Below are 23,902 nucleotides of genomic sequence, written 5' to 3' on the forward strand. Positions count from 1 at the left end.
AATACATAGACTACTCTAAACCCTCAACGCTCAACGCTCAACCCTCAACCCTAAACCCTAAACCCTAAACCCTAAACCCTAAACTATTAATTTTTAACTTTTAATTTTTAATTCTCCTCATGGGTATCAAAGTCAAAGCACGCCAGATGAAACTGGCAGTAGGTCCTTCTGCAGGACAGTATCGGTTTATCATGTTAGCGGACATTTACAGTACGCTGAAAGAAGACAAAGTCATCAGTGAGGCCGCCCTGCGGTCCGGCATTTCCAAAGGCACCATCAATGCCACGTGGGAAGCCATTGGCGACGTCATCAAGAGTTGGGCCACCGAAGGCCATTCCGTTCCCATCCCTGGTCTGGGCACCATGCGTTTCGGCGTCCGTGCCAACTCCGTGGAAAACGTCGAGGACGTCAGCACTTCGCTCATCACCTCCCGCCGTGTCATCTTCACCCCCAGTACCGACATCAAGCAGGAACTGAAGGATACCTCCATCAACATCACCTGCTACGACAAGGACGGTAACGTCATCAAGCAAGTCAACTCGGCCGACAGCGGCACGGTGGACGAAGATCCCGATGACACCGGTACCGGCACCGACGGTAGCGACGGAGGCGAAGATCCGTTAGGTTAAACAAAGCCTCACCCCCAACCCCTCTCCCAAAGAGAGGGGAGCAAGGAGGGGAGATGAAAGTAGGAAGAGTTTAATAAGAACCCCTAACCATAAACTATTCAAGTAGTTAAGAAGTTAGAGAAGTTAAGCCAATACATAGACTCCCCCTAAACCTTAAACCCTCAACCCTAAACCCTCAACCCTAAACCCTAATCCCCCAACTATTAATTTTTAACTTTTAACTTTTAATTCACACCATGTCCGAAACCAAGAAAAAATCCACCTGGGTAACCATCCTCCACGCCATTGTCCAAGCCATCGTTGCCGCCCTCACAGCCCTCGGTGTCTCCAGTTGTGCAGCCCTGCTTTAAGAAGCCTCTATGTAACTTGAGTTTTTGAGTTTTTAAGTTTTTGAGTTTATGGAGTGTTAGTTTCAAGTTGAAAGAACATAAAACCTCAAACCTTAAAACCCAAAAACTCAAAAACTTAAAACCTTAAAAACTTAAAACCTTAAAAACTTAAAACCTCAAAACCTATGATCCAAGAAACCTTCCCCCTCACCGTCGCCGGTACAGAAGTCCCTGATGAACGCAGCCTCCTGACCCAGGTAGAGAGCGGTCTGCTGATGGACTCCATCGACTCCGTACGCTACATCATTCTGCACTGTTCCGCCACCCGTTGCAACCGCGACTATCCGGTAGAACAGCTTTTGCGCGATCACAAAGCCCGTGGCTTTCGCACCATCGGTTATCATTTCTACATCCGTCGGGACGGCAGCATCAGCCAGCATCGCCGCCTGTTGGAAGTCGGAGCCCATTGCCGTCCTTTCAACCGCTGCTCCATCGGTATCTGTTACGAAGGCGGTCTGGATGCAGACGGCCACCCCGCCGACACGCGTACCCCCGAACAGACCGAACAGCTGATTCTCCTTTTCCTGAAACTACGGAAGCTCTTTCCCCACGCCCGTCTGGTGGGCCACAGAGACCTGCCCGGCGTCACTCCCAAAGCCTGTCCCTGCCTGGATACGAGGGCGGTGTTCGGATACTTGGAGAATGAATGATTCACCACGGAGGACACAGAGGCGCACAGATATTGTGTGATAATGAAACGCAGATAGACGCAAATTATCGCAGATTATTTATTCTGCGATAATCTGTGTTTTTCATGGGCGAATATTTTCCACTTCCTCCATAGACAATCCCGTAATGCGGCAAACATCGTCCACTGTCATTCCCATCTTTATCATATTCTCGGCTATCAACCGCTTTTCTTCATTGCGACCTTCCGCACGTCCTTCCACACGTCCTTCCGCACGTCCTTCCGCACGTCCTTCCGCACGTCCTTCCGCTAAGCCTCTGCTATGGCCGCGTTCCCAGCCCCGGTATTCCGCTGTTTCGGCTATGCTGTACCAGTCACGATAATTTTTCAGACTTCCTTCATAGGCTACACGTTCCTGCTGGGTAAAGCAGGCGATTTCAGCCACACGGAAAAACTTCTCGAAAACCGCTTCACGCAAGGCTTTAGGACGTTCCATCAAGGCAGGCAAATGACTGATGGCATAAAGCCATTTCTCAAAAAGATTCTCCAGTTCATTTTCCGTCTTGCGAAATTTAGGCATTTCCAAATAAATGTAAGTCAGCTTGTCGTAGAATACTTTCATTGTTTTCATATCTACCAACTTGACTTCATGGTGATAGTAGTTCGGATCGCTGTCATCAAAACTAAAATTCAGAATGCCAATGGTGTACACAGCTTTCAATTCATAGTTCCAGTTCCCCTTGGGACCTTGCTCCCGAATAGGGAAAGTAGAATAATAGACACTACGATCCTTAAAAAAACGCTGTTCAGCTTTCTGCATCTCTACCAGAAAGCGCTCTCCCTTTTCGTTCACACAATATACATCAAAAACAGCTTTTCGTTCTTCTTCGTGTTCACCCAAATGTTCGGTGTTCAAATAGGTCAGATCCTTGATTTCCTCCTCACCCGACAACAACGCATTCAAAAAACTGATGAGCAAATCCTTGTTCACCTCGCTTCCGAACAGTTTCTTAAAAGCGAAATCCGTATAAAAATTTACATATCGTTCTTGAAGTCCTTCCAGTGCCATAGCTGAATATTTTTTGTTTGAGCAAAGATAGTAAAAGGTAAACGCAGAAGCAAATGAAAACCAAAGTTTTCAATTTAAACTTCATTCACCACGAAGGACACAGAATTACACAGTCGTTTTTCTTTTTATAGGAGAAGCCATTAGACAGACTACCCTAAACCTTCAACCCTAAACCTTCAACCCTAAACCTTCAACACCTCATACATCCTCACCATTTCCTCTGCCACCTTTTTAGAAGAATACTGTGTTTCCACTAAACGGCGGCCGTTACGTCCCATCTGTTCCAGTTCCTTTTCCGATAAATCCAGAAATTCGTTCAATGCATGAATGGTCGGTTCGGTTCCTATCTCTGTCCACCAGCCACAATGCCAGGTATTCAGTTCCTCCCAAGGAGTGCCGGTTGTTGTTATCACAGGAGTTCCGCAAGCCAAGGCTTCCGCCACCACGATACCGAAATTCTCGGAATAAGTAGGCAATACAAACAAATCCGCCTCCCGGAACAATTCCCACTTCCGGTCACCGTATACCCCTCCGCAAAAATCCACTTTATCTTGGATGTCCAGCTGAAGAGCTTTTTGTCGAAGCTGTTCGATGTATTCCACTTCCCCTTCACCCGCAATGCGGACGGTATACCCCTCCAACCGCTCCTTCAAAGCCGCTACAGCCTCCAGCAAGAACTCAATTCCCTTTTTCACATGGATTCTGGAAAGGAACAGAATCTGTTTTTTCCGCTCCCAACCAGCTTTTATATCAATCTGCTCTACATCAATGCCATTGGCAATTACGGTGATCCGATTGTTATAACCCAGCTTCAGCAGATTCTGTTTTTCACTCTCCGCAGTAGCATGCAAGCGGTCAGCTTTCACCACTGCCTGTTTCTGATAGAGCCAGAGCGCCGGTACTTTTCTCGTCCAGTAATGCCGTGCCAAGATCCACGGCTCCAACATGCCGTGCGGACTAAGTACCACCTTATATCCGGCCTGTTGCGCCCACTTTTGTGTCCAAGCACTTTGCGGCATCCAGCAGCAGTTCACGTGTACCACGTTTGGGCGGGTCTCATCCAGCAGTTTCCGCCATGCCTTCTTCAAAGCACCATATTGCGACAAGCCCGCTGGCAACGTAACCACCCGTGCGTTCTCTATCGACAACGGATGTTCCGATGCTACCGTAGCAATGGTCAGGTCGCACAGCTTACCCAACTCTTTGGCAAGTAGTTGCATGTAGGCACCTACACCGCCGGAGGAGCGGTCGATGCTGGGGATGAAGTGGAGGATGCGCATAAATTTACTAAAATCAAACATTTTACATCCGTTTCCAAGGTTCAACTATTTCATTTCCAATGGAATTACATAAATTGTCTATCAGATATTTCGAAATTGATTCACCAGATATTGCATCAGCCCATTTTTTTCTATACAAACGCTCTTTTTTTATTTGTTCTCTATTTAGAATTACATTTTGTATTTTATCACGGAGTTCTTGATAAGAATGGTATATAAATCCTATGCGGTCATTCACTAGAAGAGATTTGCTTCCACAATGTTTGCTACAGATAACATATAGGCCTAATTGTAAAGCCTCATTTACCACGGCTCCCCAACCATCGTAATGTGAAGGCAAAACTAGAATGTCCGCCTGATTCATTACAGAAGAGACCCCATTCATCGGCAAATAACCATAAAAAGTCACATTTCGCACCTGATTTTTCACCACAAAATCTTCCAAATGTTTACGCTCCTCTCCATCCCCAACAATATCAAAAAATAGAGTATCATCTTGTATGGCAGATAATGCTTTTAAAACAGATACTACATTCTTGTTGCGCGTTAAGCTACCCACAAATATCAATCTTAACTTATCCGTTACTAACGGACAGCTACAATTTATTGCACGAGCATTATCTGTGCAATAAGCAAATGGAATCACAGACCATTTCTTACTCCAGAACCGATAATACTTGACAGCCAGATTTCCAAAGGCAAACACATAATGAATGTACTTCACATATACATAATCCTGAAGCAAGAATCGAATGTAATGCAACCACAATGGTTTGGTAGGATATACATTAGGTGGTTCAGTAATAATTCCCCGTTTCACAGGATAATTCAAACTTAATTTAAGCCACCGAAAGACATCAGCATCTGCACGAACACCCGTATACAAACAAATCGAGTCTTTCGTTTCCTTTAGAAGCTGAATGACCTGTTCATCTGTAGGCTTTAGCCACAATTGGACCGAAGTATTATCCAACAAATGCGTACTATCCCAGCCCATATCTTTTCGCAATACGTAATCTGCACGCGGCACAATAAGATGTACTCTTTCTACACGTTCATCTTTAGCGCATTCACGGATATAAGGGATTTGATGTGGGCTTATGCAATTTTGAAAAAACAATAGATTCATTTGCAACATTTTTTTATCCAAGAATCCAATTCCTTAGCCCGTATATTCCATTCATGCATAAGTGGATCAATTTTTAAGTTCCATGAATCATCATCTGCCATATTCTCAATAGTTTGTGCTAAAGACTCTTTTGAAGTTGGCTTGAAATAAACACCATTTTCTTTTAATACCTCATAAGGTTCTCCAATCTTACAAGTAATAATTGGCTTCCTATAAGGTAAATACATATACAACTTACTGGGACACCTGGCCCAATCCTGAATTGTATCATTCATAGGAGAAATGAATGCATCTGCTAATGTAAAATATGCAGAAATATCTTCCTCTTCCACAAATCCTGGAGTATGAATAAAAGTTTGGAGTTCATTTACTTTTATGTACTGAACAACTTTTTTATAATCAGGTCCTTTACCTAATAACAATAAATGAAAAGACGGATGTCGTTCATGAATCAACTCAAATGCCTTTATCATCGTAAATGCTCCATAATTTTCGGCCAAACTACCTAAATAAACGAAAAACTTATCCCCATCTTCCTTTTTAATCAGATTTTCTTTTCTAACAAACTGGCAGACCGATTTATTATAGGCATAAGGAAAATATAACATTGGCAATCCCTCTCGGCCTAATTTCTTTGCCAATTTTAGAAAATGGTTCTGTAGAAACTTACTAGCATTCAATAAGCCAGTTGAATAAAATACCGACATCATTTCCTGCATTACAGCACGTAATCGAAACAACCCTTTTACATTCCGCATCCCAGATTGCAATTCCGAATGCTCAACCAGTTTAATACATCTATAGCGAAGTGCAACAATATTCCTAAAAACAAAAGCGCAGATATAAAGTACATCCGGCTTGATCTGTTTAATAAGTGTATTTTTCTTTTTTAATTCATCAAATGCAGAATGATAATACAGAAAATAAACTTTTGTTCTTTCATCACATTCAAGCTCTACTCTGTGACGATTCTCCTCTGTATCATCCATAATAATAGATACATTCCAACCTAAATCGGAAAGATGATTAGCTAATCCTAAAGCCCTTTTTGCCGTAGCTATGGACTTAATATCTCCTGTTGTTATAAAACAAATATGCATAAGCAAAATAATAAATTAATTAGATGATATTTGCTTCTTCTGATTCCTATCACTCAAATATAGTATCAATATTATAGCAAACGCGATTGGCAATGTTTGTCTAAAATGAGATTGAGGAGAAAACAATGCATTCCAAAACAAATTATACTCATAATACGCCAATACTAACAAATACTTTCGTTCACAGAATCCCAAAGTAATAAAACCCCTTTTGAGAAAATAAAAGATTATATAGATCATTGATAAAAAAGCAAAAATGCCGTTCATCATTCCACATCCTACGACAACCGAATGAGAAGGTATAAGAAAGTGATAACTAACTTTATCTTTTGTTAATGCTAAAATATTATCAGACAATGTATACATCAATCGCTGATAATGCCCCGTTGTGTCGTAAGCCCAAGCACCATGCCCAAACCAGAATCGATCCATAAAGGCCTGCCATCCTACCCATACTTCACTTCTTCCTGCCATCAACAGTTCTAATGGATTATAAGGATTCTTACAGACCAAAAGTTGTTGGCTGTTGCCACTGGTTATTTCTCCTGCTATAACTCTGTTTACATAGTAGACATAAAAACCGTAGCCAGCCAACAACAATAACACAGAAGCAGCAATCAGCGCTTTTTTATTGGGAATCAACTGTTTGTGTTCCATCAGATAGGCCACCATACCAGCAAACAAGGCCATTCCTCCACTACTTCTAGCCCCCAAAAGAATAAATACGATCCCTAACAAAGAAAAAAGTATAGGAAAACTCCGATTTTTATAAATAACAGAAATAGCTAAAAATATTAATATGGTAAGCGGAGCAATGTAAAATTTAAGGTAAGTAGCCGCCTCACCTGCCAAAATGTCTTCAGCACTTTGCTCCTCGAAACTGGTGCCAAAAAACAATTTCATAGCTATTTGGGAAAGGATAATCACCAAGATGAAACGCTTATTTTTCGTGAGATTGTAAAAAAGAAAAATGAAATGTAAATAAGAAACTATTGTAATGGCCAATCCTTTCAGACTGTTTGCTAATCCGTTACTGACCAATGCTTCCGAGAAAATCTGTACAGCTAACAAAACGATATATGCTATCGTAATGGTCCGCAACTCCTTAGCTTTCAGCCAACGAATTCTAGCAATGATAAAGGGGGTATAAGCCAACAGGAATAATTCACTTATCGAGATTCGTCCTACAATGTTGAAATTTACACCAAAGCCTAATTCAAACAAAAATAAAAGAATACAGGTTTTAATTGACACGGTCTACCAACTTACAAATTATACATACTCCAAACTTGTCGATATTTACATAAGAGCTACAAGTTTTTTTCCTGATATAGTCCAATTTAAATTTTCTGCAAATCTATCATAACTATTCAAGGCTAAATTTTTATACGAATTTTCATTGTTGAATGTATCCATTATATAATTTGCAAAAACAACGGGCTGTGTGCCCACTTCGAACAACTGACCATTCACACCATTTTCCACAATTGTCTTTATTCCTCCTACAGCATGCGAAATAGACGGTAATCCATAAGCACTTGCCTCACAAAAAACAAGTCCATAAGCCTCGGCATAAGAAGGGACAAATAAAAAGTGACTATCCCGATAAAGACTTGCCAATTTCTCTAAACCATTCGATTCCATCTTACTGATAAAACCATGATTAACTACATATGAAGGTAAATCAATTGGTATTTCATGCAAACCAACCAAATGTAATTCCACCGGAAATCCCTGTTCATGAAGCAATTTTACCGTATCAACCACAATCTGTGCTCCCTTCCGCTCCCAAGACACCCCCACAAACAAAATCCGACATTTGTCAAAAGTCTTATGATAAATATTATCCCTCACATCTTCCCGACTTGGATAGACATCGAAATTTGCTCCCAAAGGTACAACTGCAACCTTTTGCGGGAGTATCGGATAATACTTTAAAATCATTTCTGCTGAAGCACGGGAAGAAGTAATAACTTTTGTACAACGCTTTAAAGCCATCTCTTCAATTTGGTGAGCTTCTTTTATATCATTAAGAATCTTTTTAAATCCTTGAGTAAGCATATATTCATAAATACCATCAATATAGATGTATATTGGTGTCTTTATATTCAAACAAGCCACAGGAATAGTGCTTAAAGAAAAAATAACATCTGTATCAGGCTCTATTTTAGATAAAATGTACTTTGCCCATTTCTTTGAACATGAAATAGATCGCATGGCCTGATAATTCTTCTTCAACGCTTTAGCCCATATTTTATGGAGAACCATACTAAAGTTATAACACTTATATCCATAGATACAGTAAACATTACAGCCTTGATCTTCTAAGGCCTTCCTCACATAAAAATCGGTTCCACTCCACGAATTCTTATTATAAGGATCCCCTCCTGTTATATAAGCAATTTTCATAACAACAAATAATCAAAAACTATCTTTTTTAACAAACAGCTTTCACAAGCAATTCATACAGTTTACAAACTTCCTTAGCATAATTACCCCAAGTATAACATGCCATCCTCTCAACTGCGTTTTGACCGATCTTAGTACGTAACTCATTGTCAACAGCAATCTTCATTACAGCATCGGCTATAGCCTGTTCATTTTTGGACGGTATGATGATGCCCGTCTGCCCATGTACTACTGGCAAGCCGCTTTCGCGAGTTGTAATAACAGGTAAGCCAGAAGCCAAAGCTTCCATTCCGCTTTGAGCACAACCTTCGCACAAAGTGGGGAACACATACATATCGGCACTTTGAAAATATCCCTTCAGATTATTCTGTGGCACCATTCCTACCAACTTTACATTGGGTAAAGCATAACGGTTCAACATTTCGGTAGCACCATTAGTTCCTCCAACAATAGTCAGCTCACATGGTACATTGCGCTCATTCAATAGATTCATAGCTTTCAACAGATATTCACCTCCCTTACGGAAACCAAAGCTACCAGTAAAGAGCAGTTTAATGGGTTGACCAATGGTATAATCAGTTTTCAAGCGACTGAAATCAGTACGAACTCCTAAATAGACTACCCGAATCTTCTCTTCATCATATCCGGCTTCTACAAAGGTATCTTTTACAAACTGAGAATTTACCAACAGTAGATCTGCTTTATCGCAATCGGAAAGAACCCCCTGCCAAAAAGGATTGTTCATCCCCATTGCATATAATTCCCCATTTTTCTCGAATTCATTTTTCAATTGCTGATCCATAAATGCAGGATGTGCAATACTGTGATCCACTATTACTTTCATGCCACAAGCTTTAGCCTTCTCTATGGCTCCTCCCATACCTGAGCCACTTCTTACATGAAAGATATCCGCATCTTTTAAATATTTTTGACTTAATATGCCATATAAAACCGCCGCTTTTACATTGGCTAATTCGTCTTTCAACACTCTTCTACGAAAGTGGGAATAAAACTCCGGTATTCCTATTCCAATATTCCGTCCTTTCAAACACTCCGGTGTCCTTTTTTTTACCGTTTGAGTGAGTTTATACCCCACCATTCTATTCAGAATCAACAAAATCCAACGATTCCACCATTCGGGTATCCATCCTTGAATGACCTTTATATCTACCAAATTTGAAAGTGTTTCTGCGCTTTTGATCAAATGCAAAGGTCCTAATGTAGACAATATAACTTTTATATGCTTTTGTTTCATTCCGTTATTTTTCCCATCTAATAATCTTATGTCTTCAAATTTATTTTTTTCCATACTTAAAAATGCATTTTAAAAGATAACTTCTATCCTCATTAATATGACCAAATAAATCCTTTACTTTCATTCCTAATAAATGGCAACTATCTGGAAGGACATAGAACATCATGATTGCATCATAGATAACCGCCCCGACAGCAGCTCCCAACAAGCCCCAAAGCAGAGACAAAAAATAACTGCATCCCACCGAGATACAGGCTGCAACTGTGCTCATAATGGCAAAATGATAAGGCTGGTTGGTCATGCGATAAGCAACAACCGACGTCCACCAAACGGCATTGAACAGAATACCAAACATAAAGACCCACCAAACATTTGTTGGAGTGAACAACACACTTTGAGTCCACCATTCATAAAGCTCAAAGCCCCAAAACACTAAAACCATTGTTCCTATAATACCAATCAACATACTAAAAAGTACAGCTATCCGAAATAGACGATGAACCGTCTGCATATTTCCTCTTCCATATTCGTATTGCAAATCAGGATAGATACTTGCATTGATAATGGAGTATGTTTGATTAACCGAACGACATACCGTCCGCACGGTATTGAAAACAGCAACGCTTTCTGCACCCAACGTCAACCGGACGACAAAAGTACCTCCTTGGAAATAGATACTTTGCCAAATAGGAGTCATTAGATATCCCAAACCTTTAACTGTAATCTGTTTCAAATCTTCTTTCAAAATTCTACCTCGAAAAGAGGATAAATCAATTAACCGCCTGCCCATACAAATATACAGACTGGTAAATACGACAGATACAATCAGTTGTGAACAGGTATATCCGACAATACCACCTCCAGCTAACAATACGCCCAATCCTACAAGAATATTGACGACATGTAATCCGGAATCTAATAAACTACCCCAAGCAGCCTTACGGGCACTCCGGTAATAACCTTCTACCAGCTGATTATAAAATCCCAATAAACGGGCAGTCATCATCAGACTAACAGCCAGTATAGCTTCATGAGCCGGAATCAATGACTTATGAAACAATTGCAAACTGTCACCAAACAATAAAATAGCTACGGTCAATAAAATACCTAAAGCAACAGATAGAGAAATGGCAAGATAACCACTCTTGTTAAGATTTGCTGCCCGCTGTTTATCACCAGCTGCGTATGCCAACACGAAACTATTGCTAACAGCCGAACCAAAACCTAAATCAGCAAAAGCCAAGACACTGGGTATAATACTGAGTGTCAACCATTCTCCATAATATGCAGCTCCCCAAGATGTCAAAAAAAAGGGAACTAACAACAATTGATCCAAAATCCGAACAGACTTCTGAATAATGTTTGCAAGGCCATTGCTGATAATCCCCTTGGTAATACTATGATCACCCATATTACCATTTTTTACTCTAAAACAATCAATCACAAAGAAAAATAAAAGATTATTTTGCCGAATAATTTATATAAATGTTATTAAATATATTTTTTGATTTCTTGCTCCAAAAGATATTTTTCTTCATCAATCCGATTCATATTAGGATACATAATACCATTATTCTTTTTATAATTGAACCCCATTCTATCAAATATACCAGCTCTTGGAGTATTGAAAAGAAAACGAGCTGGTCTTCCACAGGCTAATGCTATTGCACATGCATGTACCCTATCTGACACTACAAACTCCGCAGATTTCGTCACATTTAAATAAGATATAGGATTAAAACTAATAAAACTATTAGGCATTGCAAAATTCACATGATTATATTTTGTATTAAGATTTTGAACAGTTCGTACTATTAAATGACCATCAATTTCCTTTTGTTGCTTTCTCAAGAAATTGAGGTGCCTAGCAAAATCATAAGGTAATCCAAACATGGTTTTATGACGTTCCAATAAAAGATTCTCTATATTAAAAGATTTTCCAGTAGGAATACTATATATCGGTTCTAACTCTGTATAAAAACTACTTATAAAAAACTCTTTATCTAATTTAAAAGGATGTATATCTATAGTTTTATCCACCAAAAACGCTGTACAAACTCCATTATAAGCATTCTTCACATAAGGTTTGAATGCATTATAAGTTTCTTCATCTCTTGATGAAAAAAACAATGGTGGATATTTCTGTAAAAAATCGCCTATTTCTGAAATTTCCCGTTGACTAAGTGCTGTTCCAGACACACTAATAAGGGCATAGGATTTCTGTTGTAAAATAATTTGTTTAATCCTATTAGCATAAATAGACAACAATTGTTGTGGTAATATGGGACCCGAATATATATATACATCAGCACTTTGATAATCAAACAAATTAAGACCATTATTTTTTTCCCAATTATTTTTTACTCGAAAAGATCGGTAAATAGGTCCTTCTCCACAGTAAACATCATCATTGGGATATAATTTTTTCAGTAGTTCATATAAAGATATTCTATACCAAGCTTCACCAACATTACCCCAACCAGAATTTTCAACTAATATTTTCATTTTCTAAAAATTGCTTTTTCTATTAATTACTTTTTTTTCTTACTTTTTTATACATCATATAATCTCCACCTAATAAAGACTCCACTATCAAATCAGCATGTACTTGTTTTCGATATTTAATAATTTGTGCAGGATTCCCTGACATCACTGCCATAGCTTCCACGTTTTTTACAACTACACTCCCTGCACCAATAACTGCACCATAAGCCACACTTCTACAAGATGGAAGAACTAAAGCGTTAGTAGCTATCCATACGTAATCATCAATCTGAATACCATAATGTTTATGTTCCCAATCAGGTGAATCTATTTGATGTGAAGTAGTGATGATTTCAACACCAGAACCGATAATGACATGGCTACCAATAGTAACAGGACTACGTAAATCAATTTTATTTGTTTGAATGGATGTATGATTTCCAATAGTAAGATTTCGATTGGCGAGCTTAGCAAACTCAATAGACATAATTACACCTTCTCCAATATCTGCCCCACGTTTACGAGCTATTTTTCTGGCACGTTCATACTTCAAATTCTGCTTCCAACGGACAATTAGCCCCATGAAATAACGAAACTTACTACGATCTTGCACATTTATCTCATACAAACTTCTATGATCTTTCATTTAGGTTCTATTTAATATAAAATTATTTTTACTTACCGTAGCCATATTTATATTTCCGTCCATACCCATACTTTCCGTATTTCCCATACTTTCCATACCCATAATAATATCCGTTCTTCCGCTTATCCATATTAATACCATTGATAAGTATACAAAGATTGGAAATATTCTTATCGTGACGGATATCGTTGATGAGAGCAAACTCGCTCTTGCGCGTATAATCTGCCCGACAGACGTATACACACAGGTCAGCGATACGGGCTACGAGCTGGGTATCGGTGACCATGCCGATGGGGGCAGTGTCGAGTATGACGTAATCGAAATGTTGGCGAAGGATGCTGATAGCTGTCTCTAGAGACGGACGGGCCACCAGTTCGGTAGGATTGGGTGGCAAAGCACCACTGGGCAAGACATACAAATTGGGAGACACTGTGCTGGGACGGCAAAGTGACAACAAATCGTGCTCGGAGGGAGCAGCGAGATATTGGGTGATGCCGGGCAAGTGTTTGTCCAACGAAAAGATATGATCTAAAGTAGGTTTGCGGATATCGAGACTTACGATGACGGTTTTCTTGTCCATAAAGGCAAAGCTGGCTGCCAGATTGGTAGCGGTAAATGATTTGCCTTCGCCGGAACTGGTAGAGGTGAAAAGAATGACTTTCTGACCTTCCTGCAGCATGTACTGGAGATTGGTACGCAGGCTGCGGAAGACTTCTTCCATGATTTCGTTGCGGTTTTCGCTGATGACAATCGGTCCTTTTTTATCCGCTTCCTTCACTTGGGGAATGTCGCCTACCACAGTTACATCGGTGATGCGTTCGACATCGGTACGCCCTTCGATGCGGAAGCGTAACTGACGTGACAGCCAGATGCCTCCGACAGGGATACCCAGCCCGAGCACAAAAACAATCATATAGAGGTTGCGGCCATTGGGAGCGACCAGACCTGATACACGGGGGGTCTCGACCATACGGCCGTTGTTGGCCTTGGCGGCCAGGGTAATGGCATTCTCCTCGCGCTTCTGAAGGAGCATGAGGTAGAGGTCGGCCTTGATTTCCTGCTGACGGCTGATGTTGCGCAACTCCTGCTCCTGACGGGGGGCATTGCTGATACGGGTACGGTATTTGCCTGCCTCCAGATCGAGGTTGTTGCGGGTGATCTGAAGAGTACGTTCGACATTGGCTACCGTGGTAAGAACGGTAGTACGGGTAGCGGCAATGGCTTCGTCGAGACTGATGACTGCCGGGCTGGTGGGCTTGGAAGTACGCAGCAGACGCTTGCGTTCGATCATCATCTCATTGTACTGGTTGACAATATTGGAAAGACCGTCGTCGGTAAGACCGACATTGGCGGGGATGACTTCGTCGCGATTGGCAGGATCTTCCAGATAGCGGCGCAAGTCGCCGACAAGGCGAAGCTGATTGGTGTTGTCGGCGCGTTTCTGCTCGTACTCGGAACTGCCCTGCAAAGCCTGCCGGGCATCGGTACTGAGATCGGTGATGCCGGCCCGCTGCTTGTAGTCGGCCAGCTCGGTCTCGGTGACTCCCAGTTCGTCGTTGATGACGGCAATACGTTCGTCGATGAACTGGGCGGTATGCATGGCTACCTGATTCTTGTCGTCGTTGGCTTCGTCGTTGTAAATGGTGACAAGCGTATTCAGGAAATCTTCGCCCCGGGGAATATTGGTATCGTTGACGGTAAGACGTACAATGGACGTATATTCGCTGGTAGGGGTGGCACTGAGGCGGGATTTATATTGGGCTGCTACCACAGAGGGAGCCGTAACTGTGGCCCGAAGCGAATAGGAAGAACCGGCAACGGCTGCACTATCGGCTGTCAGGCTGAGTGTACCGACAGGAGTAATGAAGACAGCCGGAAGCTGCTTGAAAGTCTTGCTGAGTGTATGCTTGTCGCCATCGAGCTGATAGTTGACGACGGCTTCGTGGGAAGCACCGGCGGTGCCGTTAATCTGTACCTGCAAGGCGGAAGGAAGACGGTCGGCATCGTCGGCCGACATCCAGACATGAACGGGCACGTTCTTATAAAGGGAAATGTCGTAACCGCCTTTCCGTTCGGCTGCATATTCGACGTACAGGCCGAGGCGGTCGACAACCTTCCGGATGAGGGAATAGGACTGCAGAATCTCGACTTCGTTGTCGAAATTGTTGGCCATGGAAACGGTTCCCAGATCCTGCATGGCAGCCAGCTGACCGATAGAAGAGGACTTGGTTTTATCGCCCTGCTTAATGAGGATGGTGGAACTGATGCTGTAGACAGGCGGCTGATAGCGCAAATAGACGTATGCACCGCCCAAAGCCAGTACCAGACAGGCCAGAATAATGGGCCAATGGAGCAGGTATTCGAAAATAAGTGCTTTGTAATCGACGGGCTTGCCGCCGTCGTTGAAAATATCGTTGTAGGTGGAATCGCTCATAGATAATGGTTAATGATTAATGGTTAATGGGGCGTGGGAAATTAAAAATTAATAGTTGAGGGCGTTGAGCGTTTAGAGTTGAGCGTTTAGAGTAATCTATCTATCGGCTTAACTTCTTAACTCCTTAACTTCTCTAACTCCTTAACTTTCTAACTTCTTAACTCTTTAACTCCCTAATAACTTCTTAACTCCTTAGTTTATTGCAGTGCAATAATGACCAGTGAAGCAAGAGTAGAGGCCAGGCTCAGCAGGCTGACCCAGATGGAGGCGTTGTTGCTGAATGTATTGGAATGCACCTTGGCCTTGGTGGGCTTGACGTAGACAATGTCGTTCTGTTGCAAATAGTACTCCGGAGCAAGGGCGATGCCGGCCTCGGTAAGGTCGAGATGAATGACCTGACGACGACCGATGGAGTCTTCGCGCAGGAGCTGAACATCGTCGCGATCGGCAAAGAGGGTCATATCGCCTGCTTGGGCCAGGGCCTGAAAGATGTTGATGCGTTCGTCGGTGACAGTAAACGTGCCCGGATGGTTGACTTCGCCCAATACACTGACTTTGAAATTGTCGATGCGGACTGTGACATTGGGGACTTCGTTAAGGTAGGCCTCCAACTTCTGACGGATAAGGTCTTCGCATTGACGGCAGGAAAGACCGGAAACGGGAAGCTTGCCCAAAACGGGATAGTCAATGCACCCCTGGTTATCGACCAGATAGTTCAGCAGTTTAGCATTGTTCGCTCCCTGAGTACTTGAACTCATCTCCTTATTCTGCCCCAACTTACGAAGAAAGGGCACGGAGGAGGCGGGATCGGACGTACTGACGACGATAATCAGTTCGTCCTTGGGCATGATGCGATATTCGTAAAGCTTGCCTTGCTGCTCAATATCAGCGAGCACCTGGTCGTGACGAAGATACACCGATTTTTTATAAGAAGCGCATCCGGCCAAAAGCAACGGAAGCAACAGTACTAACAGATAACGTCTGAATGAAAACATGGTAAGAATGAAAAATGTTTTATAAGATATTTAAGTTTAAAATTGAAGATTTCTTTGGAAGATAAGAAGTTATAGAAGTTAAGGAGTTAAGCCAATAGATAAACTACGCTAAACACTAAACCCTAAACCATAAACTTTTAATCTTTAACTTTTAATTTTCCTCAGCCTTTCCCAAAAACCTTGCTGCTTTGCCGGCATCGGAGGCTGTGAAAACTGATGGCTATATATGTCTTCGAAAGATAACCCTTCCTGAATCATACGGTAAATAAGTCCCCAATCGGGCAAACCTCCCAAATTGCGGTCGTCGATGAAAAGGTCGGCCTTCAGTTTGCGGGAATAACCGCTATGCGATGGCTTTTCTTCCGGATAATTGCTATTGACTGCATAAAACTCCAAACCACGACTGCGACAGAATTCGACAGCCTCGTTGAGCAAATCGCCTTCGCGAACGGTCCATAAAATCAGTTTATGACGCTCGCGGGCCAGAAGTTTCAAGGTGTCGACAGCAAACGGTATTTCCGGACCGATGGCGGGATAGCGGTGTGCGACGATGGTTCCGTCGAAATCGACTGCGATAATCATAGAGACAAATAAATGAAGAACAAAATAAATGAAGAACAAAATAAATGAAGAATGAGGAATGAAGAATGAAGAATTTATTAATCATTAATCATTAACCATAAACCATAAACCCTAATCCCTAATCCCTAATCCCTCAACCCTAAACCATAAACCCTAAACCATAAACCATAAACCCTAATCCCTAATCCCTCAACCCTAAACCATAAACCCTAAACTTTTAATTTTTTAATTCAAAAACCACCTTCGCACTGAGAAGTGCTGCCGACTTTTCTGGAAGATTTTTCAGGAGGTAAGCTGGTATCGTTCCGGCTACCCAAGCCAGCGTTTCACTGACCGGCGAAAAGGTTCTGGAGTCGCGTCCGATGGCCGATGCGGCTTCGAGCAAACGACAGAACGTATGAATACCGTCCAGACGAATGGCACGATTTTCTGCTGCCTGCTCCATGAAAAACAACGCGCTGAGACGGACTCCCTCGTTGCGGTAGCAAAACGTTTTGCCACTCCAGGGAGAACCGTATATACGCATGCTGCCATCGGGCATCCGACGCAGTACGGGCTGATCGTCGTTGAGCAGGCGACTATCGGGGATATGTTCCAACCACAGACGGGAATGCGTACTTTTGCCCACTCCGGAAGGCCCTATGAAAGCACAGCCTTCCGATCCGACCGCAACACACGAAGCATGGAGAAGAACCGTATCGCGGAATGCAGAACTGTAGATGAAAGCAATCATCAGGAAATCATTCAGGACGGAATAAGAACCGGGATAATCGGGCTTCCAATCGGAAACGATCTGCTTCCAGTCACGGCTGGCACGCAACCAGTAGGTCTGCCGGGAATCAGCCAATGTCAGAGAGATACTGCAATGATCGGGCATCAGCCACAGACGCAGGGTACGGCCTTCCAACTCGTTGACCAGTACGGGTACTGTCTTTTCGGGAGACAGAGAAACACCCAACTGTAAACGGAACAGGATATCGGCATCGGAAGAAAGAGGGTCCGATACTAGGAACGGACACAAGTTGGGCAGTTGTCCGGTTACGGCATCGTCACAATCGACTTGCATGAGCCAGTCGGCAATCTGTAATTTCATAACTTCTCTTTGTATTCGACAGGACTCATCCCGTACTTTTCAGAAAAAAGACGATAGAAAGTACGTACACTGTTGAACCCACTGTTGGCTGCAATGGCCTTGATAGGATCGGCTGGATGTTCGCGCAACAGCCGGGCTGCATATTCCAGCCTCATGCCGTTGATATATCCGTTCAGATTGGTACCGGCATACTGCTGGAGCATACGAGCTACCTTATTCTTATTGACTAACCCTATCTTTATGAATTTGGTTCGAGAAAAACCGGGATCTAAAAATAACTGTTGTTCGACAATCGTCTGATGAATTTGCTCAAACAACTCCCGCTCTTTCTCGGCCAACTGTGAAGAAGGGTAAGCTTTATCGGACAATATTTCGCTCATATAAAATATCTCAACTTTGACTTCGTCGATTTTCAATTCGCAAGCTCAAGTTGCAGTTGCAGGGCATTCCAGCCTGGTAGACTTGTTAACTGAAGCCTTGTCAACTAATAAGTTGAGCAGTTGCGAATTGAAAATCAACGAAGTTAAACTTAAGTAAATATTACAATAACTGTATAAACTCCGGATTAACCTCGACAGCAGCCGTAATCCAATTGGGTAAATCGACCAGCAGACGCTTGACACGCGACCCGCGGGTGGTGAGCAGATACCCCTCGTAACCGTCCAGGTAGCCTCCGATAATGCGGATCTTACGACCGAACATAGAAGGAGTCAATTCTTCCGGAAGGTAATAACGGGGAAGATCCATGCCATTTACAGCATAGATAAAACGATCCATATCGGAATCGGGAACTATCATCGGCTCACAATATCCCCCACCTTTCTGATAGCGGTATTGCAAAGTCGGTATTTTTTCAACGAAAGCATCAAGATGTTTTCGAGTATCGTGCACGAACAGCAAATCCTGAATGAAAGGGACTTTTTCACGCATCCGTTTGCCCAGTTTTACAGTCAGTTTCCAACGCATAGGCGTAAAAACTTCTACATCCTCGGTCTGCAATTGTTTATAAGCTGGCAGTTTGGCATTGAATCGTTTCAGATCGCGCATTACATACCAATGTTTAGGAGCATCCGGCTCCTGCAACAGCCCGTCATCAGCTTGGTGAAAAGCTGTTTTAAAAGATATTTTTTCTGAATACACAATTTGATAAAAGGTAATACTTCTAATCCTGCTGGTATATATATATCATTATATTTCAAGCAGTTACAATGTGTCTATAAAAAAGTTCCGGGATAAAATCCCTTTTATTCATCTCTTATCAATAGTACCCTCTTATAATCCTCAACAAAATAAGTCTACTTGTTTTACTATTGCTTCATCTCTCTGTAAGAGATATGTTAACCGTTTACTATATTTATAACTTCTTGAAACACGAGCATAAATAAGTTCAACCAACTTCCGATTAACTCAACAAATGTTGAGTTAATCCTTTTAATCAACATTCTTCCTCCAAAAGAAAATAGCAAATCAATATCTTTTTATTTACCATTTTTTTGCCATAAATCTTTTTTTCGCTATATTTGCACCGTCTTAATACATCTCTTACAGAGAGATAAACCACTCCAAAGCGCATTAGACACTACTTATTTTACTGTTTTAGTGTCAGAATATCATAATACAATTTTTACATCTTCAAATATGCATATTCATACATCAGCATTCACATATACTACTGTTATTTTATAGTATTTGTCAATATTTCGCATTTTATTGTGTTTCCTTTATAGAGAAATCCGTATCAGGAGATATTAAAGTGAATTTAAAATCTGGCTATTGGCTTTATCAACAGCTGAAGTATCCAACGAATCAAGATAGATACGGGTTGTTTTCTCGGAATCGTGACCGAGAGCTTCACTGATAATTCCAATAGGTATATTTTTATGTTTAGCTATACTCGCCCAACCATGACGGGCCACATAAGTAGTTAATGAAATGCCTAACCCTATCTCCTTACCAATCAGTTTCAGCTTGTTGTTGACCAGATGAATAGCATTCTTGTACTGAAGCCGGGCGTCGGTATGCGTATCTCTTATAATAGGTAACAAATAGGGACTTTCGGGACTAGCGTATTTATTGACAATATCCTGCATAGGTTTCTCCCACTTAATGGTAAGCTGCTGATTGGTCTTTTGCCGACGGTATACCAGGACACCATTTTGCAGATCTGTTTTCTTTAAATAAGCCATATCGACGAAGGACATGCCACGGGTGTAAAAGGAGAACATGAACAGATCGCGCGCCCATTCCATGACAGGGGATGAAGTCAGATTCAGACCACGTATCCGCCGGACTGTTTTCAGTGATATGGCTCTTTTTACAGTCTGGTCAATGCCTGTATATACGGACTTAAACGGATATTGCTGTATCGTAAGACCGCGAGCCACGGCTGTATTATACACAGAACGGAGAATACGCATATAGAAGGAAATCGTATTCATGCATAGACCCTTTTCGTGCAAAAAGCTTTCATACTCCTCCATGAGGACCGTATCAACATCAGTGAAAGGCATATCATCTTTGCCATAGAACAAAAGGAAACTGTTGAAGGCGGATCTAAGCTTTTCGAGAGCTGAACGACGCCCGATTTTCTCCAGATGCTCCATCTGCTGACGGATGAAAGAGAAGAATCCGTTTCCGTCGAACGCCTGCTGATAGGCTTTGACAATCTCATCGGAAGTAAACGGAGTCCCACTACCCTCCATCCGGAATATGATAGACTTGAGAAAGGCTAGTTCACGACTAACCTGTCCGTTCAAAGAAAGCAGGTACTCACGACGTTGGTCATCCATACATTCCGAAAGTAAAATCCTGGAATGAAATCTGTCCCATTCAGACGGAAAAAGTTTATGGTCGGTAGTTACCTGCCGTGCCACCCTGTTGTGGATCACCTGAAAATACAATGTGCCTTCCCTCGTCTTGACGGAAGATGCACGAAACTTAACTTTAACTGTTGCCATATAACTATGATTTTATAGATGAATATGCGTATAATTATCCTTGACTTTTATAACTTCAATATAAATCTCATAGCCACATAAAAGAGCCTAGATTCCATAGCAGGAAGCAACATCTATTTTCCTTTTTTTGTTTTTCAAAGATTTGCCAACCGATAAGAATGTGACCAAATGTCACAAAAGAACGATAAATGATAGAATAACGAGGCAATAAAAAGTTAAAGGAAGTTAGATGCTGATAGTTTTTTCAATGAAAGATAGTGAGCGAAAAAATACACCTCGATTTATCGCATCAAAACAGGTTGGGAGTAAAGCACAGGAAGAATCTGGCATTTGCTTTGCATTTCGACAACTTTGCACTATCTTTGCTCCACCTGAACAGATAAAGAAAACCATCGTGAAGAAGAAAAGAATACATCAGAACGCCATACGCTTCAGGCGCTGGAGCCGCAAAAGTTATGCGGCTTTTGCCAGTATAGGGCGGACTGTCACCATAGGTTGCCTGCGAAAAGAGGCGGCCGACAGCTCGCTGCGCAAACAGGTGAAGGCGGCAGGCAATCTTCTTCACACATCTATATCATTATCTATTATGACCCTTGACTTACTGAAACAACGGGTACTGGCAGGCATGGCCCTGTCGCCCGAAGAAGCGTCGTGGCTGGCCGGACTGGCCGACCGTGAGACGCTGTATCGCGCTGCCCACGAAATCACCGTGGCATGCGCTCCACGCGAATTTGACATGTGCTCCATCGTAAATGCCAAGTCGGGCCGATGCCCGGAAAACTGCAAATGGTGTGCACAATCTTCCCACTACCACACTCAGGCCGACATCTACGACCTGCTGCCCGCTGAAGAATGCCTGCGGCACGCCCGTGCCAACGAAGAGCAGGACGTCAACCGCTTCTCGCTGGTGACCAGCGGACGAAAACCCTCGAAAAAACAGATTGAACAGCTTTGCGACACGGTGCGCTACCTGCGCCGCCACTCGTCCATCCAGCTTTGTGCCTCACTGGGACTGGCTGATGAAGACGAACTGCGGGCCCTGTACGAAGCGGGCGTGACGCGCTATCACTGTAACCTGGAGACGGCTCCCAGCTACTTCCCCACCCTCTGCTCGACCCATACGCAGGAAGAGAAAATCAAAACGCTACAGGCTGCACGCCGCATTGGCATGGACGTGTGCAGCGGAGGCATCATCGGCATGGGCGAGACGATGGAGCAACGCATCGAACTGGCGTTCACCCTGCAACGGCTCGGTGTACAGTCGATCCCCATCAATCTGCTCAGTCCCATCCCCGGGACACCGCTGGAACACCAGGCACCCCTGTCCGAAGAAGAGATACTGACTACCATTGCCCTGTTCCGTTTCATCAATCCGACAGCCTACTTGCGCTTTGCCGGCGGACGCTCCCAACTGAGCCGTGAGGCAGTGAAGAAAGCACTGTATATAGGAATAAACTCGGCCATCGTGGGCGACCTGCTCACTACTCTTGGATCGAAGGTGGCCGAAGATAAGGAACTGATCCGGGAAGCGGGGTATCGGCTGTGCGACTCGCAGTTCGACCGCGAACACCTGTGGCATCCTTACACATCGACCAGCCATCCGCTGCCGGTCTATAAGGTGAAGAGTGCGCAGGGCGCTACCATCACACTGGAAACGGGCGAGACGCTGGTAGAGGGTATGTCGTCGTGGTGGTGCCAGGTACATGGCTACAACAATCCGGTACTGAACCGTGCCGTAGAGGAACAGCTGAAGAAAATGTCGCACGTGATGTTCGGCGGACTGACACACGAACCGGCCATCGAACTGGCTCGTTTGCTGTTGCCATTGGTACCGCCATCGATGCAGAAGATATTCTACGCAGACTCAGGTTCGGTAGCTGTAGAGGTTGCACTAAAGATGGCTGTACAGTACTGGTTCGGTAAAGGGAAGGAGCAAAAGAACAACTTCGTCACCATCCGTTCGGGCTATCACGGCGATACGTGGAACGCCATGTCGGTATGCGACCCTGTGACCGGCATGCATTCGCTCTTCGGCAGTGCACTGCCTGTGAGATACTTTGTGCCGCAACCCCGTTCGCGCTTCGACGGCGAATGGAATCCGGAAGACATCGTACCGCTGAAAGAGGTCATCGAACAGCATCACAACGAACTGGCGGCCCTGATTCTGGAGCCCGTGGTGCAGGGAGCCGGCGGCATGTGGTTCTATCATCCGCAATACCTGCGCGAGGCAGAACGCCTGTGCCGCGAGTACGGTCTGTTGCTCATCTTCGACGAAATAGCAACCGGATTCGGACGGACGGGCAAGCTCTTTGCCTGGGAACATGCCGGAGTGGAACCGGACATCATGTGCATCGGCAAGGCACTGACGGGAGGATACATGACGCTGTCGGCGGTGCTGGCATCGAACGAAGTGGCAGACACTATCTCGAACCACGAACCTGGCTGTTTCATGCACGGGCCTACCTTCATGGGCAACCCGCTGGCCTGTGCATGCGCTTGCGCCTCGGTGCGTCTGCTTACCTCGCCCGAGTACGACTGGCAGGGACGGGTACGACGCATTGAAGCACAGCTGCGCCGGGAACTGGAGCCTGCCCGTGCACTGCCACAGGTGGCCGACGTTCGGGTGCTGGGTGCTATCGGAGTGATAGAAACCCGGGAACCCGTGGACATGGCCTGGATGCAGCGCCGCTTTGTGGAAGAAGGCATCTGGGTGCGCCCCTTCGGACGTTTGGTTTACCTGATGCCGCCCTTCGTCATCGAACCGGAACAGCTGAGCCGACTGACAGGAGGATTGCTGAAGATCGTATCGGAAATGAAATAAGG

Annotated in this window: 21 protein-coding genes; 4 read left to right on the top strand and 17 right to left on the bottom strand. The window is 43.4% G+C overall.

The window, feature by feature from the left end:
• Positions 1-119: 119 nt before the first annotated feature.
• The 3 genes from Q3C19_RS00970 to Q3C19_RS00980 all read left to right on the top strand — a co-directional run bounded on the left by Q3C19_RS00970 (position 120) and on the right by Q3C19_RS00980 (position 1,668).
• Positions 120-629 (top strand): HU family DNA-binding protein, encoded by a 510-nt coding sequence (locus tag Q3C19_RS00970; protein WP_302726551.1) that lies wholly within the window; start codon positions 120-122, stop codon positions 627-629.
• 236 nt (positions 630-865) lie between these two features.
• Complete coding sequence (locus tag Q3C19_RS00975) at positions 866-979, top strand: smalltalk protein (protein ID WP_159434484.1); 114 nt, start codon at positions 866-868, stop codon at positions 977-979.
• A 164-nt stretch (positions 980-1,143) separates the two neighbouring features.
• On the top strand, positions 1,144-1,668 hold the full coding sequence (locus tag Q3C19_RS00980; RefSeq protein WP_302726554.1) for an N-acetylmuramoyl-L-alanine amidase: 525 nt from the start codon (positions 1,144-1,146) through the stop codon (positions 1,666-1,668).
• 102 nt (positions 1,669-1,770) lie between these two features.
• Here the strand turns inward: Q3C19_RS00980 and Q3C19_RS00985 are convergent, their stop codons facing one another.
• The 17 genes from Q3C19_RS00985 to Q3C19_RS01065 form a co-directional block, all read right to left on the bottom strand.
• A complete protein-coding gene (locus Q3C19_RS00985) occupies positions 1,771-2,715 on the bottom strand; it encodes an Rpn family recombination-promoting nuclease/putative transposase (RefSeq protein WP_302726556.1) in 945 nt (314 codons plus the stop codon).
• A 182-nt stretch (positions 2,716-2,897) separates the two neighbouring features.
• A complete protein-coding gene (locus Q3C19_RS00990) occupies positions 2,898-3,995 on the bottom strand; it encodes a glycosyltransferase (RefSeq protein WP_302726731.1) in 1,098 nt (365 codons plus the stop codon).
• A gap of 22 nt (positions 3,996-4,017) precedes the next feature.
• Complete coding sequence (locus Q3C19_RS00995) at positions 4,018-5,124, bottom strand: glycosyltransferase (protein ID WP_302726558.1); 1,107 nt, start codon at positions 5,122-5,124, stop codon at positions 4,018-4,020.
• A complete protein-coding gene (locus Q3C19_RS01000) occupies positions 5,121-6,224 on the bottom strand; it encodes a glycosyltransferase family 4 protein (protein ID WP_302726560.1) in 1,104 nt (367 codons plus the stop codon). The genes Q3C19_RS00995 and Q3C19_RS01000 overlap by 4 nt, the downstream gene beginning before the upstream one ends.
• A 15-nt stretch (positions 6,225-6,239) precedes the next feature.
• Positions 6,240-7,478 carry a hypothetical protein gene (locus tag Q3C19_RS01005; protein WP_302726562.1) on the bottom strand — a complete coding sequence of 413 codons (1,239 nt, stop codon included), beginning with the start codon at positions 7,476-7,478 and terminating at the stop codon, positions 6,240-6,242.
• Between the two features lie 45 nt (positions 7,479-7,523).
• Positions 7,524-8,633 carry a glycosyltransferase family 4 protein gene (locus Q3C19_RS01010; RefSeq protein WP_302726564.1) on the bottom strand — a complete coding sequence of 370 codons (1,110 nt, stop codon included), beginning with the start codon at positions 8,631-8,633 and terminating at the stop codon, positions 7,524-7,526.
• Between the two features lie 28 nt (positions 8,634-8,661).
• Positions 8,662-9,942, bottom strand: a complete 1,281-nt coding sequence (locus tag Q3C19_RS01015; RefSeq protein WP_302726566.1) for a glycosyltransferase family 4 protein — start codon at positions 9,940-9,942, stop codon at positions 8,662-8,664.
• Positions 9,929-11,299: a lipopolysaccharide biosynthesis protein gene (locus tag Q3C19_RS01020; protein WP_302726568.1), complete on the bottom strand. Its 1,371-nt coding sequence runs from the start codon at positions 11,297-11,299 to the stop codon at positions 9,929-9,931. The genes Q3C19_RS01015 and Q3C19_RS01020 overlap by 14 nt, the downstream gene beginning before the upstream one ends.
• Before the next feature lie 80 nt (positions 11,300-11,379).
• On the bottom strand, positions 11,380-12,393 hold the full coding sequence (locus tag Q3C19_RS01025; RefSeq protein WP_022163498.1) for a polysaccharide pyruvyl transferase family protein: 1,014 nt from the start codon (positions 12,391-12,393) through the stop codon (positions 11,380-11,382).
• Between the two features lie 22 nt (positions 12,394-12,415).
• Positions 12,416-13,018, bottom strand: coding sequence for an acyltransferase (locus tag Q3C19_RS01030; protein ID WP_302726571.1), 603 nt, complete (start codon positions 13,016-13,018; stop codon positions 12,416-12,418).
• A 28-nt stretch (positions 13,019-13,046) separates the two neighbouring features.
• The gene (locus tag Q3C19_RS01035; protein WP_302726573.1) at positions 13,047-15,452 is read right to left on the bottom strand and encodes a polysaccharide biosynthesis tyrosine autokinase; all 2,406 of its coding nucleotides are present in this window, start codon (positions 15,450-15,452) and stop codon (positions 13,047-13,049) included.
• Positions 15,453-15,649: 197 nt separating this feature from the next.
• Positions 15,650-16,447: a polysaccharide biosynthesis/export family protein gene (locus Q3C19_RS01040; RefSeq protein WP_302726575.1), complete on the bottom strand. Its 798-nt coding sequence runs from the start codon at positions 16,445-16,447 to the stop codon at positions 15,650-15,652.
• 144 nt (positions 16,448-16,591) lie between these two features.
• Positions 16,592-17,029 (bottom strand): BT0820 family HAD-type phosphatase, encoded by a 438-nt coding sequence (locus Q3C19_RS01045; protein WP_302726577.1) that lies wholly within the window; start codon positions 17,027-17,029, stop codon positions 16,592-16,594.
• A gap of 217 nt (positions 17,030-17,246) precedes the next feature.
• A complete protein-coding gene (locus Q3C19_RS01050; protein ID WP_302726579.1) occupies positions 17,247-18,122 on the bottom strand; it encodes a hypothetical protein in 876 nt (291 codons plus the stop codon).
• Positions 18,119-18,502: a helix-turn-helix domain-containing protein gene (locus tag Q3C19_RS01055; RefSeq protein ID WP_277121820.1), complete on the bottom strand. Its 384-nt coding sequence runs from the start codon at positions 18,500-18,502 to the stop codon at positions 18,119-18,121. Before Q3C19_RS01055 ends, Q3C19_RS01050 begins: the two co-directional genes overlap by 4 nt.
• A gap of 160 nt (positions 18,503-18,662) precedes the next feature.
• Positions 18,663-19,208, bottom strand: coding sequence for a UpxY family transcription antiterminator (locus Q3C19_RS01060; protein WP_302726733.1), 546 nt, complete (start codon positions 19,206-19,208; stop codon positions 18,663-18,665).
• 662 nt (positions 19,209-19,870) lie between these two features.
• Positions 19,871-21,079, bottom strand: coding sequence for a site-specific integrase (locus Q3C19_RS01065; RefSeq protein ID WP_302726583.1), 1,209 nt, complete (start codon positions 21,077-21,079; stop codon positions 19,871-19,873).
• 586 nt (positions 21,080-21,665) lie between these two features.
• Between Q3C19_RS01065 and bioA the strand changes: the two genes are divergently transcribed.
• Positions 21,666-23,900, top strand: coding sequence for an adenosylmethionine--8-amino-7-oxononanoate transaminase (gene bioA, locus Q3C19_RS01070; protein ID WP_302726735.1), 2,235 nt, complete (start codon positions 21,666-21,668; stop codon positions 23,898-23,900).
• The last annotated feature ends 2 nt before the right edge of the window (positions 23,901-23,902 follow it).

It is taken from the genome of Bacteroides sp. ET489 (genome assembly GCF_030518095.1).
GTDB classification, from domain to species: Bacteria; Bacteroidota; Bacteroidia; order Bacteroidales; family Bacteroidaceae; genus Bacteroides; species Bacteroides ndongoniae.

Bases quoted from the DNA above. Each gene is read 5' to 3' on its own strand.
- Q3C19_RS00985 (WP_302726556.1), bottom strand. From the start codon at position 2,715: ATGGCACTGGAAGGACTTCAAGAACGATATGTAAATTTTTATACGGAT.
- Q3C19_RS00970 (WP_302726551.1), top strand. From the start codon at position 120: ATGGGTATCAAAGTCAAAGCACGCCAGATGAAACTGGCAGTAGGTCCT.
- Q3C19_RS01025 (WP_022163498.1), bottom strand. From the start codon at position 12,393: ATGAAAATATTAGTTGAAAATTCTGGTTGGGGTAATGTTGGTGAAGCT.
- Q3C19_RS01045 (WP_302726577.1), bottom strand. From the start codon at position 17,029: ATGATTATCGCAGTCGATTTCGACGGAACCATCGTCGCACACCGCTAT.
- Q3C19_RS01055 (WP_277121820.1), bottom strand. From the start codon at position 18,502: ATGAGCGAAATATTGTCCGATAAAGCTTACCCTTCTTCACAGTTGGCC.
- Q3C19_RS01040 (WP_302726575.1), bottom strand. From the start codon at position 16,447: ATGTTTTCATTCAGACGTTATCTGTTAGTACTGTTGCTTCCGTTGCTT.
- Q3C19_RS01015 (WP_302726566.1), bottom strand. From the start codon at position 9,942: ATGGAAAAAAATAAATTTGAAGACATAAGATTATTAGATGGGAAAAAT.
- Q3C19_RS01000 (WP_302726560.1), bottom strand. From the start codon at position 6,224: ATGCATATTTGTTTTATAACAACAGGAGATATTAAGTCCATAGCTACG.
- Q3C19_RS00980 (WP_302726554.1), top strand. From the start codon at position 1,144: ATGATCCAAGAAACCTTCCCCCTCACCGTCGCCGGTACAGAAGTCCCT.
- Q3C19_RS01030 (WP_302726571.1), bottom strand. From the start codon at position 13,018: ATGAAAGATCATAGAAGTTTGTATGAGATAAATGTGCAAGATCGTAGT.
- Q3C19_RS01020 (WP_302726568.1), bottom strand. From the start codon at position 11,299: ATGGGTGATCATAGTATTACCAAGGGGATTATCAGCAATGGCCTTGCA.
- Q3C19_RS01050 (WP_302726579.1), bottom strand. From the start codon at position 18,122: ATGAAATTACAGATTGCCGACTGGCTCATGCAAGTCGATTGTGACGAT.
- Q3C19_RS00975 (WP_159434484.1), top strand. From the start codon at position 866: ATGTCCGAAACCAAGAAAAAATCCACCTGGGTAACCATCCTCCACGCC.
- Q3C19_RS00990 (WP_302726731.1), bottom strand. From the start codon at position 3,995: ATGCGCATCCTCCACTTCATCCCCAGCATCGACCGCTCCTCCGGCGGT.
- Q3C19_RS01065 (WP_302726583.1), bottom strand. From the start codon at position 21,079: ATGGCAACAGTTAAAGTTAAGTTTCGTGCATCTTCCGTCAAGACGAGG.
- Q3C19_RS00995 (WP_302726558.1), bottom strand. From the start codon at position 5,124: ATGAATCTATTGTTTTTTCAAAATTGCATAAGCCCACATCAAATCCCT.
- bioA (WP_302726735.1), top strand. From the start codon at position 21,666: ATGACCCTTGACTTACTGAAACAACGGGTACTGGCAGGCATGGCCCTG.
- Q3C19_RS01010 (WP_302726564.1), bottom strand. From the start codon at position 8,633: ATGAAAATTGCTTATATAACAGGAGGGGATCCTTATAATAAGAATTCG.
- Q3C19_RS01035 (WP_302726573.1), bottom strand. From the start codon at position 15,452: ATGAGCGATTCCACCTACAACGATATTTTCAACGACGGCGGCAAGCCC.